The 13,196-nt window shown below is 61.2% G+C and carries 9 protein-coding genes; 4 read left to right on the top strand and 5 right to left on the bottom strand.

Annotated features, from left to right (window positions below):
- Positions 1-600: 600 nt before the first annotated feature.
- Both JQS30_RS14055 and JQS30_RS14050 read right to left on the bottom strand, forming a co-directional pair.
- Complete coding sequence (locus tag JQS30_RS14055) at positions 601-1,119, bottom strand: hypothetical protein (RefSeq protein WP_213170869.1); 519 nt, start codon at positions 1,117-1,119, stop codon at positions 601-603.
- Positions 1,119-1,706, bottom strand: coding sequence for a CdiA C-terminal domain-containing protein (locus JQS30_RS14050; RefSeq protein WP_213170868.1), 588 nt, complete (start codon positions 1,704-1,706; stop codon positions 1,119-1,121). The genes JQS30_RS14055 and JQS30_RS14050 overlap by 1 nt, the downstream gene beginning before the upstream one ends.
- Before the next feature lie 761 nt (positions 1,707-2,467).
- Between JQS30_RS14050 and JQS30_RS14045 the strand changes: the two genes are divergently transcribed.
- From JQS30_RS14045 to phzG, 3 genes are all read left to right on the top strand, one after another.
- Positions 2,468-4,201, top strand: a complete 1,734-nt coding sequence (locus JQS30_RS14045) for a CocE/NonD family hydrolase (RefSeq protein WP_213170867.1) — start codon at positions 2,468-2,470, stop codon at positions 4,199-4,201.
- Positions 4,202-4,404: 203 nt separating this feature from the next.
- Positions 4,405-4,836: a DUF3224 domain-containing protein gene (locus JQS30_RS14040; protein WP_213170866.1), complete on the top strand. Its 432-nt coding sequence runs from the start codon at positions 4,405-4,407 to the stop codon at positions 4,834-4,836.
- Complete coding sequence (phzG, locus tag JQS30_RS14035) at positions 4,833-5,477, top strand: phenazine biosynthesis FMN-dependent oxidase PhzG (protein WP_213170865.1); 645 nt, start codon at positions 4,833-4,835, stop codon at positions 5,475-5,477. Before JQS30_RS14040 ends, phzG begins: the two co-directional genes overlap by 4 nt.
- A gap of 47 nt (positions 5,478-5,524) precedes the next feature.
- On the opposite strand, the gene JQS30_RS14030 is transcribed toward phzG, so the two are convergent.
- The 3 genes from JQS30_RS14030 to eccB form a co-directional block, all read right to left on the bottom strand.
- A complete protein-coding gene (locus JQS30_RS14030) occupies positions 5,525-5,920 on the bottom strand; it encodes a DUF3592 domain-containing protein (protein ID WP_213170864.1) in 396 nt (131 codons plus the stop codon).
- Between the two features lie 93 nt (positions 5,921-6,013).
- Positions 6,014-7,348, bottom strand: coding sequence for a S8 family serine peptidase (locus tag JQS30_RS14025; protein WP_213170863.1), 1,335 nt, complete (start codon positions 7,346-7,348; stop codon positions 6,014-6,016).
- 5 nt (positions 7,349-7,353) lie between these two features.
- The gene (gene eccB / locus JQS30_RS14020; protein WP_213170862.1) at positions 7,354-8,784 is read right to left on the bottom strand and encodes a type VII secretion protein EccB; all 1,431 of its coding nucleotides are present in this window, start codon (positions 8,782-8,784) and stop codon (positions 7,354-7,356) included.
- A gap of 377 nt (positions 8,785-9,161) precedes the next feature.
- Here eccB and eccCa point away from each other — a divergent pair, with 377 nt between their 5' ends.
- Positions 9,162-13,145 (top strand): type VII secretion protein EccCa, encoded by a 3,984-nt coding sequence (gene eccCa, locus JQS30_RS14015; RefSeq protein WP_213173093.1) that lies wholly within the window; start codon positions 9,162-9,164, stop codon positions 13,143-13,145.
- The last annotated feature ends 51 nt before the right edge of the window (positions 13,146-13,196 follow it).

Genomic DNA, 13,196 nt, shown 5'->3' with positions numbered 1-13,196 from the left:
CACTGTTATGAGATCAGTGTCGATGAGGCGAGCACCGGGGCATCGAAAGGGCGCCCTCGCGTGCCACCGTTTTACCCCGAACGCTGGCTCTTGCGATTGGCATGCTGCCCCAAAGCGGTCGGACACGGCCACGGGCACTTGTTCTTGCCTTCGGAGCACGTCGTGCAGTACTCCTTGGCCCGATCAGGATGATGACCCGCGATCCCGGGCAGGTCCCTACTGCTTTGCATGGCAATCACTCCCGCGTGGAAGACGTAGACGATGTAAACGCATCGGACACTTACTAGACGCGGGAATAGGGGACATATGACGCGCTTGGGGCGAAAAGATTGCTGGACTCCCGGACGATATGCCGAGAATGGGCTCGACGGTGAATCTGAGGTGTGGTTCAGCACCACCACTGCCTCAACAGCGCTCAGCGCGGTACTGGCCCATATCGTTCCCTTGTCCGACGCGGTCGTTTTTCGTCTGGGTGACAGGCCGCTGCATCTGTCCTTGACGCCGGTCGCGGAGGAGCGCTGTAGAGTTCTTCCAAGTCCCAAAGCGCGCACGGCGTCACGTGCGTGTTGCGGGAGCGGGGATATCCTCGCCCAAGGCGACTCATTCCAATTTCTCCAGTGGCCGCACCTCGACGTCGGACAAGATCGAATCGAAGTCGCCCTCGGCGTTGAAATCACTTCTCTCCATAAGGGAAACATCGAAGGCCGGTCGATCGCCGGTGAAGTCACCCAACATGAACGTGAAGTCCATTGTGAAATAGCCGGTGCCTTCGTTGGCAGTGACAAAGTGCTTGACCGCGTCGACAATCTCTGCGTCCATGGCCAGGTGGGACCGGCTGCGGGTCAGCTGCTTTTCCGGATCGAACGACACCACGAGGATCTTTTCAATATCGAGGCCCAACGCCACGATATAGTCGCTGAACTCCTGCGGCGGGTCCTCATAGGCATAGACACTAAGATCGCCGCGCACGCACCGAAGCGCTGTCTCCTCCAACGCACGATCGGGCTCGTGGTCGCCCTCATCGACAATGTCCGCGCCTAGCCGGCCCGCGAAAAACTCGATGGCCTCCCGCGCCGATACCGACGTCGCGTATTCGAGGTAGTAGGCAGGTAGAGCCATTATGATTCCTTGTTCGATGTGATGTCGAGGTCAACGACGCGACCGTTTTCAATGGCTTTGACTTCACGAAGCCCGGTGACAGGATCTTGCCGCAATTTTTGCTGTAGCTCCAACGAGGAGACCTCGCTGTCGCTCAGGTTGACTATGATCGAGTCCGCTTGCTCCGTCTTCACTTTCGTCCGAATTTTCCGGCGGATGGTGGCCAATTTTCCGCTCGAAGGGGCATAGCAGTCCCAGTCACGTCCTTCAATATTGAAGTCAGGGTTCTTCCCAGCCGGGTTGGTCGGTGGACTCTGATCAACGTCGTAACCAGCAGTGGAGAGCACATTGGCCGATTCACTCTGGCGCCGAAGACTCCGTTGCTTCTCGACTTTGCCACTGGAATTGCCTCTTCTGGCGGCACCACGCGCAAACAGAGGCGACCTGGGAAGTGGGACCGATCCTGAGGTAGATCTGGTGATTCCATGGTCGATCAACGCGTGTGCCCGCTTTTCGAGAGCTTCCAAATCAGAGGAAATGGTGGTGAGCGTGCGCAGGACTTCATGAAGTCCCTCGCCGATCCGCACGGCCGCTGAAGCTTGAGACACGGCACCGAGTCTCTGAAACCGGAGGATGACCTCATCTACGGAATTCTTTGATGCCTCAACGCGGGCCGCGACATTTCGCACAGACTCACAGTCGGCTCTAATACAGGTAGTTGCCTGGTGCATCAATGACATGTGAGGGCTCCGCTTATAGGGGGCTATCAATAACAAGTACCGGAGTCCAGGCCACTTGGCTACCCATTCGTCGCCTTTCAGATAGCTACTAGTCGCGGCGTCAGTCGCACATGTCTCGTCCAACAAGCGGCAATCGAACACCAGCGCGATTATTCGCGGGAATGCGGACCTATGCGGACCAAGAAAGCGGTATCTTCCCAACCTCACCCCTTGACCTCCCTTTAGGAAAGCCGTGCGGGCCATATTCGGCCTCCACCGGTGGGCTAGAATCAAGCTAGCGGCCTGAGGCCGCCTCACGTCTTTATTCCCCGTGAAGCCTGAGGGCTTCACTCACCTCACCCGCAGGTCGGCGCCGCACTTGGCGTCGAAGTAACGGCCCGAACCTCATGCGCCGCTAGCGCGAGGTTCGGGCCGTTCGCCGTCATGCTCCTAGCGTGGCAGGCGAGTTCACAGTGACGTATACGGATAGTGCGGCCATGGTGACGAGAACCGCATTCAGTGAATTAAAGCCGAACCAAGAATGTGGGCTGACCGAGTTTGAGCCGATATCGTACAGATGAAAGAAGAGACATCTGTCAATTCTTCGCAGCGGAATCTAGTGGGAACCCCGACCCACTTGGAGGAACTCAATGACACCCCGGAAGTCTCGGAGCCTGCTGGCGGCCGCGCTCGCAGGTTCTCTTGTTGTCACCGGTTGGACAGCCAACGCGCTGGCACAGCCGCACGAGCAGCCAAACCCGGAGAACCTCGCCAGCGAGCCTACTCACTCGATGGATGACGCTATTTACGAGACCGTGTTTGTGGAGTCCAGCATGGATTCCGATGGTGACGGACAACTGGACCGCATCGCGGTGGAAATAGTCCGTCCCGCGGCAACCGAGCAGGGACTCGAAGTCCCCGTCATCGCGCAGCCGAGCCCGTACTACGACCTGAGCACGGCGCAAATCGCGATGGCTAGCGAATACAACATCCCCATAGACCCCAATATGGACCCACGCCATTTCTCTGGCTGGTTCCATGACTATTTCGTCCCCCGAGGCTACGCCTACATCGAACCGGAAATGCAGGGCACGGCGCAGTCCGACGGCTGCCCGACGACCGGTGGCGTAGAGGACACCGAAAGCATAGTGGCTGTCGTGGACTGGCTAGCCGGTCGCACGAGCGCCACCTATGCCGATGGCAGCGAGGCCGTTGCCGATTGGGCCGAACCGTCGGTCGGCATGATCGGAACCTCCTACAACGGAACGTTGCCCAACGCCGTGGCCGCCACCGGGATCGACGAGGTCAAGGCGATCGTGCCGGTCGCCGCGATCTCCAGCTGGTATGACTACACCCGCGCCGAAGGCATTGGTCTACGCGGCTGGGACTCCGGCTACGTCAAGTGGTTGGCCAACTATGTGGCGAACCCCGAAGCTCGACAGGCCTGTCAAGGCCTGTGGGACCACATGGTCGAAGACGCCGATGATGTCACCTACGACTACAACGATTTCTGGGCCGAGCGGGACTATCTCAACACCGCCCATCAGGTCCACGCCGGAGTCTTGCACGTGCATGGCCAATCTGACTTCAACGTCAACACCACACACACTGGCCGTTGGTGGGAAGAATTGGCCCAGCACGACGTGGAACAAAAGCTGTGGTTGCACCCGGGCGCGCACGTCGACCCGACCGGGTCCGCCGCTGGGCGAGAGCTGGTCCACGCCTGGTTCGACCACTTCCTCAAAGGCATCGACAATGGAATTTTGGATGAGCCGGACGTCATTGTCGACCGTGGCAATCAATCGGATCCATACGACAATTGGCCGAACCCGGCCGGTGAGGACATCACCTTCTACCTAGGTGAGGGCGCGGACGGGGTGGGCACCCTCGGCATCGAACCCTCGGCCACCGGCACACACACGGTTTCCGGCAGTGTGTCGACTGAGGCGCAGATCGTCTCCAACCCGGCCGAAATCCGTGACAATCGTCGGGTGTTCCTCAGCGAACCGGTCCAAGGACCGCAGCATCTATCAGGGATTGTGGAGGTCGACCTGACTTTCACGTCGTCGACTTCCTCCACGGCCCTCAGCGCGGTGTTGGTCTCCTATGATCCGGCGGGAAACGCCGAGTTCATCACCTATAACGGTGCCGATGGGAAAAACTATGAGTCGCTGTCGGCCCAGCAGCCGCTGGTACCCGGCCAGACATATGCGATGAACTTCCAGCTGGAACCACGCGATGTGATCATTCCCGACGGGCATCGCATCGGTTTGGCTCTGGTCACCAATCACCCGACCTTGACCACGAACGACCCGCTTTCTGACGTGGTGGATTTCCACCTGCAACACAGCACGCTAGACCTTAATCTGACTTCACTGTCGTAGGTGGAGTCAACCTCACCCGCAGGTCGGCACACTGACTGATGTGCCGATATGCCGGCCCGAACCTCGTGTGTGTCACCGTGTGAGGTTCGGGCCGACTTCTTTTTCTCGCCAGTGAGCGCAGGGCGCATCGGCAGGTTCGCCGTGGCCGATGTCGAGCTGGAACCTGGTGGATAAGCTGGGCGCAACCGCATTAAGGAGACTCCATGCCACAGGCAACCGGCACCTACACCTTCGAGAAGAAGTCGATTCCGCAGGTCGACCTCATCACGGTTCGCGTGATTCAAGGCGATGTCAACAAGGTGTGGAAGGGCGACATAGAGGGAAAGAGCTCCGTGTTGACGGTGGAGACGGTCACCCAGTTGCCCGGTTCCGCAGGATATGTCGCGGTGGAGGTTTTTGACGGCACTATCGATGGGCACAAGGGCTCTTTCGCCTGCCTGCAGCGCGGCATTGTCAATCGCGATGTCGAGACCATTGACGCGGTCATAGTGCCCGACTCCGGTCTCGACGGCTTGCAAAACATCACCGGCACCTTCCGGATCACCAATGACGAGGGCACGATGCGTTACGTGCTGGACTATGACTTCATGGAGCCGCACCCGGACGCCGACGTGCCGGTTGAGGAGGGTAAGTGAGCCAGGGGCGTCCGACGCTGACTGGAGACACCTCGCTGGAGCTACCGGAGTTCGACCACCCGCCGGTAGCACCGTTGGCCCTGGTGCGGAAATGGTTGACGATCGCCGATGAGCGGTCGGTGCGCGAGCCGCGCGCTGCGACGTTGGCGACAGTCGATGCCGAGGGGCATCCATCGACGCGCACGCTCATGATCAAGGAGGTCGATGAGCGGGGCCTCATCTTCAACAGTTCGACCAACAGCCGCAAGGGGCGTGAGCTGGAGGCCAACCCGTGGGCCTCGCTGACATTCTTCTGGCGCGAGACGTTGCAGCAGCTTACGGCTGCGGGCAAGGTCGAGGTGCTGAGTGATTCCGTATGCGATGAGTATTTTGCGGCTCGGCCGCGGGCCGCGCAGGCTGCGGCGGCCGTGTCGCATCAGAGCGCGCCGCTGGATGACGAGGAGGCGATGCGCAAGCGGGTTTCGGCATTGATCGAGAGCGGCCGGCCGATTGCGCGCCCGGAGACATGGGTGGCGTATCGCTTGGTGCCGCACAGTGTCGAGTTCTGGTACGGCAGTCCCGACCGGATGCATCGGCGTCTGCGTTTCAACCGGCCGACCGACCAGACGCGGGAGTGGAACTGGCAACGTCTCCAGCCCTGAGTCGAACACCTACCCGTTGCCTCGGCGAAGAACCAAAATTGAGGAGCCTAGACCATACGCATGGGCATAAGGAGGAAGAAGAGGCCAGCGGCGAACATGGCCACGATTATGCCCAGGAAGAGAATGCGATCTTGGGTGGAGGCGGGATCACTCACGCCGGGGTCCTCTGGGTGGTACATCACCCGCGTCTCTGCGCCGATCTTCGGTTTCAGGAAAAAACCAGTGGAGCTACCCCGGTGGTTGCGACCATGGAGATCGGTGTACTTGTAGTGAACGACAGTGTCCGGGCTGCCCTGAGGGTTCTTTCGTTTCCGCAACGACTGGACGGTCGCCACCACCCGTATCCACTTGCGGTGCTTTATCCACATGATCGCGGCGAAGAGGGATGGCAGGACCATCAGCGCCACCGCGAATCCCCGAATGAAAAGTTCATCACCGTCCATATGTCATTATGCTCCGCCACGTCCACTTGAAGCCGTGCGACCTCAGCACCGTCAACCAGACTGTCTTCTGATTGAGGCAGGTTCACAGCGGGTTTAGCCTGGGTCTTTCCAGAGGTTGTCGAAGAGTCGGGCCGTGGCCGGGTTATCCTGCACCTCTTTGAGCTTCGGCCGATGGCGCTGAGCCGCCCATCGGCGGCGGTTGGCCCGCTTGATCGCCGCCACCGCCACCATGAGGGCCACCCCGCCCATAATCATCGACGTCGTGGCCGCCACTGCTATGGCCCCGGTGCGGCTGAGGAACTGTCCCCTAGCCACCTCGTCAGGATGCGGAACCGGGTGTTCCATCTGCGGCAGTTCGATCCTGTCGCGCTCAGGATGTACCTGATTGGTCACTGCCCGGTACGGGTCCACGATGCCGTGCCCATATTGCGGGCTATAGCGCCCGCCCGGCGCCCCGGCCGCGGTCTTGAAGAGCTGTTCGGTCACCTCTTGCGCGCTCCAGTCGGAATTTTGCGAACGCAATAGGGCCGCTGCGGCCGCCACGTGGGCTGCCGCCGCTGCCGAGCCCTCATGGTTGGCCCGCCACGTCTGCGCCCGATGAAGTGCCACCAAGTCACTACCCGGAGCCATGAGGTCGATCCAGTGCCCGGTAGAGGATTGTGGGTCGCGGACCATGCCTCGGTCGACCGCCCCCACCGCAACCACCCCGTCATAAGCCGCCGGATAGGTGAACTCCCATTCGTTTCCCGCATCCCCTGCCGCCGCGATGACCACAATGTCCTGGCCCAACACCTCGTTAATGGCGTTCTCAATAGCAGGATAGTCCCCCCGGTACTGCATCGAGACACTGATGACCTCCGCGCCCTGGGCCGCCGCGAAGCGCAGCGCGGCGGCGAAGTCGTCGGGGGAAAAATCGTCGGGCCTCAGATCGCTCACGTCACCGTCGGCGTCGCCACGAATCGTATCCACCCGCAGCGGCAAGACACGAGCCTTGTTCCCCGCGATGCCGGAAACCGCGCTGAGATCGGAAGTACGGGCAGCGATGATGCCCGCATTCGACGTTCCCGTCCCCTCACAATCGAAGTTGCCCGGCTCATTGCCGCCCCCACGGAGACCGAGTGAGTCATCGGTAACGTAGTTCGCTCCATCCTCGATGCGATCGGCCAACTGCGGATGACTCGCGTCCACCCCGGTATCCAACAACGCGACGGTCACGGTCGAGCCGTTGACATGCGGCCACGCCCGGTCAGCTCCCAGCAGCGCCTGATTCCAAGGAATCTCGGCGGGAATGCTTTCGGCACTGACCCCGGTCGCGGCGTTATTGCGGCAATTGGCGGCCTGCGCTGGCTGCGGCAACGCCACCGTCAAACCCGCTGCCAGCGCAACCACCAGCGCGAGTCGAGCGAATTTCGGCTTTCGTGAGCTCATGACCCTCAGCCGCCCAGCGCGGCCGGTTGGCGGGCCTGGCTCGGGTCAAGGTTTGGCCCTACCGGGATGAGACCAACCAGTCCGGCGGGCATGGCGACAAAACTCGACGGGTTGGTGTAGCCCAAGGTCGCGGCGACGTCGGGATGCGCGATCGGGTAGGCCTCCCCCACATCGGTCACCAAATAGAGCGCCCCCATCCCGGCCTCTGGAGTGATGGCGACTCGGACGACGGCCGCTTGCCCAGGTGGCACGATGATCCGGTCGGCCAGAGCCGTGTTCGCCGCAGTCTGGGCCCGAGTTGGCATTCCCGCCTCCACGTCGACGTTGTTGTCTACGGAGATGGTGGGTACCGAGGAGCCGGAACTGTAACTGGCGCACACAGTGTCGGTGTCGGCGTTGGCCACGGGCGGGATTCGTTCGGTATCCACGCCGGGAGCGTTCTCGGTGCCGGGGATGAGGGTGCGTGAGGAGGAGTCGGTTGGCGCTCCGGGTGGATAGGCGATGACCTGTGGGGTTTCCCCGACGTAGGCGTCGTCGCGAATATCGGAGTTATTGAGCAGCAGCTCGGCTTGCCAGGTGGTGACTTCGGCGACCCCGTCGCTCATGACAACGAAGTGCTGGTCGTCCCCGGCTTGAGTGGAGCGGACGAGGACTTGGCCAACCGGCACCTCATCGATGGGGCTTTCGTCGCCGATGTCGGGCACCCATGGCATCTGTACTGGCACTCCGGAGGGAATGCTTTGCAGGAAAGCTTCGGTGGTGGGGCGCGGTTCGGAACCAACTAGCAAGACGTCGAGCACTGTTTCGGGGTTGGGGATGTGGTGGCGGTAGCCGTTCCACAGCAAATAGACGTTGTCTTCTTCGGTGATCACCAGCGTCGAGGTTTCTCCCAGGTTGGTGCCGGTGGGAGTTTCGGAGACGTACACGAAGGTGTCGATGCTGCTGGCGCGGGCGGTCGGAACTTCGGTGGAGCAGGCTGACCAGGCGCCTTCAAGGAGTTGTTCGTCCTCGACGAGGAATTCCGGAGCGCCGTAGATACCGATGGGGGTTCCGCGCTCAATGTCGACAAAGGAACTGGCTTTAACGCTGGTGGTGTTGTTGGAACCAGCGGCCAGTACTGCGGAGGTGTAGTTGACTGCCGGGTGGAGAACGAAGTCATTCTCGCCGTATTGCAAGACCACGTATACGGCTCCGGTTTCCTTCTCCACCACGACAGTGCCGCCTTCTTGCCAACTGGTGGATCCACCGCCGCCGAACCAGCCGATGAGGGTGGTGATGCCGAGGACAAGGACGGTTAGGGCCGCGCCAGCCATGTAAGCGCCACCGGCTTTGCGGAAGGGGGAGGAGTGGGAATCGGTACGCCGGTACACCAGGGCGGAGATGACCCTTTGCATGGTGAATTGATAGCTCAGTAGCTGATCGCGCCTGGAAACCATGGTGTCCTAACGGGTGGGTGTCGCAACATTATGGACAGTTTTGCCGACGGTATTACAAGTTGGCGGCAAACTGTTTTTCTCCCCCTAGCTGCCCGAGTGCCACGTCAGGGGAGGAAGCAGCACGTGAGCAGGGGATATGCTCCCGGGCTGACAGAGATCGCCAGGTGAGGAAAATTTGCCTTGGCCTCTACGATAGAAGGGTTCGTCAAGAAAGCTCTTTCAGGTCGCGGCTCAAAGCGGTTCGAAAGGCGACGTTGACGCGAGCGGACACTCCACAAGGCGAGGGGCACCACAGTGCCCGAATCATCCACACCCCAGCGTGTGCCGATGATGAATCGCGTTCGCGTACCCCACACGGACCAACCCGGGAGGATACTTTGGGCCTGCGAGTTTTCAAGCGGCGTCCCCGGCTAAGCCCACCTGCCCTTCCCGAGGGCGAACTCGAGCTACAGGAGCCGCCCGAGCTTCCCGACGCAACCGGAAAAGACTGGTCGCGAGCCGTCATGGTCATCCCCATGATGGCGGGCGTGGGCGGCATGATGATGATGTTCGCCTTCACCTCGACCGGAGGCGACTCCACGCGCGTCACGCTGCGCATCATCGTCGGCGCCGTCTTCATGGTCGGCATGCTCGCCATGGTCCTCATGACCATCTCCCGGTCTGGAAAAGGCGGCTCCAAACGCGAACAGCTTGCCCTCAGGCGCAAATATCTGCGCACTCTCTCCCGCCACCGGCAAGAAGTGCGAGACAACGCCACCAAACAACACGCCCACATGACCCACACCCACCCCGATCCCTCCTCGCTGTGGACCGTGGTGAGTGGACCACGACTATGGGAACGACGCTCCGGAGACGACGACTTCGCCACCGTGCGCATCGGCACCGGTGAACAAGAACTGGCCACCCCACTCAAGCTACCGGCCAGCAAACCCGTGGCAGACCTAGAACCGGGCTGCGCGCTGGCGCTGCGTAAGTTCGTCGAAACGTATGGCATCGTCAAAGGTCTCCCCATCGCCGTGGATCTGCGCGGATATAGCCGCATCTACTTCTATGGCGACCATGAGCAACAGAAGTCACTGGCCCGCGCGATCCTGGCTCAAGCCGCCACCTGGCACACTCCCGACGACCTCCTGATCGGCGTTGTCGCCAATAAGCGCACTCGCATTGCCTGGGAGTGGGTCAAGTGGCTGCCTCATAACCTTCACCCCGACCGCACCGACGCCTTGGGCGCGGTCCGCCTGTTTGGGAACTCCTATTCCGAAATAGACAAACGTGCGCACGATCTACTCGAACCTCGGCCCCGCTTTAATCCCGACGCCTCCCCGTTTGAGGGCCCGCACTTCCTGGTCATCACCGATAAGGCTGGAGACTCCGGCGACAGCCAGTTCACTGGGCCGGGCGACCTTCAGGGCGTCACCATGTTGACTCTGGGCGACACGCCCCCGGCAGTACTCGACCCCGGCGAGGCTGTCATTGACCTCAATGAGGATGGCACTCTTCGCCTCACCAGCGCCGAACTCACCGGCCACATCGGTAACGCCGACACTCTGTCGGTGCCTGAAGCCGAAACCCTTTCCCGTGAGCTTGCGCCCGTGCGACTCTCTGGCGGAACCGCGGACACCGCCGATGTCGACGACGACTCTTCCCGCGCCACTCCCGGATTCTGCGAGTTGCTCGCCATCGGCGATGCCTTGCGTTACGACCCCGACCATGCTTGGCGTAAACGGTCTGAACGCAACATGCTGCGGGTTCCCATTGGCGTCGATCCTTCCGGGCTGCCCGTCGAACTGGACTTCAAAGAAGCCGCCCAAAACGGGATGGGTCCCCACGGCCTCCTCATTGGTGCCACTGGCTCCGGAAAATCCGAAGTTCTACGCACCATGACCTTGGCGCTAGCCGCCGTCCACTCCCCGGAATACCTCAACTTTGTGCTCGTGGACTTCAAAGGCGGTGCCACGTTCACCAAACTGGACAAACTTCCGCACACGTCCGCGGTCATCACCAACCTCTCCGACGAGCTGGTCCTCGTCGACCGCATGAAAGACGCGATCGCTGGAGAGACCCGCCGCCGCCAAGAGCTGCTGCGCTCAGCGGGCAACTATGCCTCGCTGAAGGACTACGAGAAGGCCCGCAACTCCGGCAAGGACCTAGAACCCTTGCCAACTCTGTTGATCATCTGCGACGAATTCTCCGAACTACTCGAAGCCAAGCCAGACTTCATCGAGATGTTTGGCCAGATCGGACGAGTCGGCCGGTCCCTGGGCGTGCATCTCTTGCTGGCCAGCCAGCGACTTGAAGAGTCCAAATTGCGAGGCCTGCAAGACCACCTTTCCTATCGGGTGGGGCTACGAACCTTCTCCGCCGCCGAGTCTCGCACCGTGCTGGGAGTGCCCGACGCTTTCAACCTGCCTTCGGAACCCGGTCACGGCTATCTGTCCTTTGCCGGGGACGACATGCAACGCTTCCGGGCCTCCTATGTTTCGGGGCCCTATAAGCGATCCAGCGGGCCGCTCGTTCTCGAATCGGACGACTCCGACCCGGTCATGACCTACACCTCCAACTTCGTCAAACCCAAACCCAAGCCCTCAGAGGACGACTCTGATGACGACGAAGCCGACACCGAGACCTTGCTGGACCTGCTGGTGGGCAAAATGGAGGGCAAGGGAATGCCCGCCCACCAGGTGTGGCTCGACCCGCTCAATGAATCACCCACTATGGACGAGCTTCTCCCGCCGTTGGAAGTGGTCGACAAGCGTGGATACATGGCCAACTCGCCCGAACTGTGGGGCAAACTCCGTGTCCCGGTAGCCATCGTGGACAAGCCGTTTGAGCAGCGGCGCGACGTCCATTGGATTGACTTCACCGGTTCGGCCGGAAACCTTGCTATCGCAGGTGGCTCCCGGTCAGGAAAATCCACTCTGCTGCGTACCATCATCACCAGCCTCGCCCTTACCCACACGCCTGAGGAAGCTCAGTTCTATTGCCTTGACTTTGGCGGCGGTGCCCTGTCGAGCCTGCGAGAGCTACCGCATGTCGGCGGCGTCTACCAGCGCCTGGACGCCGACCAGGTGCGGCGTACGGTCGCCGAGGTCGTCAACGTCCTAGAGGCTCGTGAACGCCGCTTCTCTGAGCTGGGCATCGATTCGATGGCGACCTACCGCAAGATGCGTGCCGACGGCACAGTCACCGACGACCCCTATGGAGACGTCTTTCTCGTTGTTGACGGCTGGTCGGTTTTGCGCGACGAGTTCGATCCGGTCCACTCCGTCATAGCGCACATAGTCCAGCGTGGACTTGCCTACGGCATCCACGTCTTGGCAGCCGCCTCCCGATGGCCGGAAATCAAGGTCCAGATTAAGGAACTCTTTGGCTCCAAACTGGAACTAAAGGTCGGCGATCCATTTGACTCCTATGTCAAACGGGAAGTGGCCAAACTGGTCAATGCCGGTCAGCCCGGGCGCGGGGTCACCCCCGACGAGTTGCAGTATTTGGCGGCGCTGCCGCGGGTGGATTCCGACAGTGATCCTGAGAGCCTCCTTGAAGGGGTCAAGGACGTGGTCGCCAAGGTTAAGGGCGGATGGAAGAAAGCCTCGGCGCCGAAAGTGCGGCTGCTGCCCGACGAACTGGCATACGCCGACCTGCCCGTGGAGGAGTACCAAGGCAAGCGGGACAAGTGGCGGATTCCAGTGGGGTTGGCCGAGGCCGACCTCGAACCGGTCTATGTAGACTTCGCGAACGAGCCGCACTTTATGATGTTCTCCGACACCGAGACGGGCAAGAGCTCCTTCCTGCGCCAGCTCGTGACGTCGGTGCAAGCTCGCACCGGGGAGCGGGAGGCGAAGTTCATCCTCATCGACTACCGGCGCTCCCTGCTTGGCGCGGTCAACTCGCGGCAGCTGGTAAAACACTGCTCGACAGCGAGCCACGTCAAAGAGGTGGTGTCGGCAGTTACGGAGGTCTCGCGTGAGCGGCTCCCTCCCGACAACGTGACACCCCAGCAGCTGCGGGAGCGTAGCTGGTGGTCGGGCCCGGAGATGTTCATTATCATCGACGACTACGACCTCGTCGCCTCCGGCTTCGACAACCCCCTGACCCCATTGGTGGAGTTCATTCCGCAGGGACGTGACATCGGACTTCACATCGTCGTCACCCGCCGTAGTGGTGGCGCGGCGAAGTCGCTGTTTGACGGATTCATAGGCGGAATGAAGAACCTAGGAACGCCCGGCTTCCAGGGATCGGTGCCTCGCTCAGAGGGCGACCTGCTGACTAAGGCTGGACTCTACCCGCCCGGCCGCGGCATGTTCATCACTCGCAAAGCCACACAGTTGGTACAGATGGCCTGGTTGCCGCCGGAGGAGTAGGACTCCTTCGAGGGCAATACCTGGCCAAACGGGTATAAACGATGGATCCGG

Source organism: Natronoglycomyces albus (assembly GCF_016925535.1).
Taxonomy (GTDB): Bacteria; Actinomycetota; Actinomycetes; order Mycobacteriales; family Micromonosporaceae; genus Natronoglycomyces; species Natronoglycomyces albus.
The sequence above is the reverse complement of the archived record's forward strand: the minus strand, read 5'-3'. Positions and strand labels throughout refer to the sequence as shown.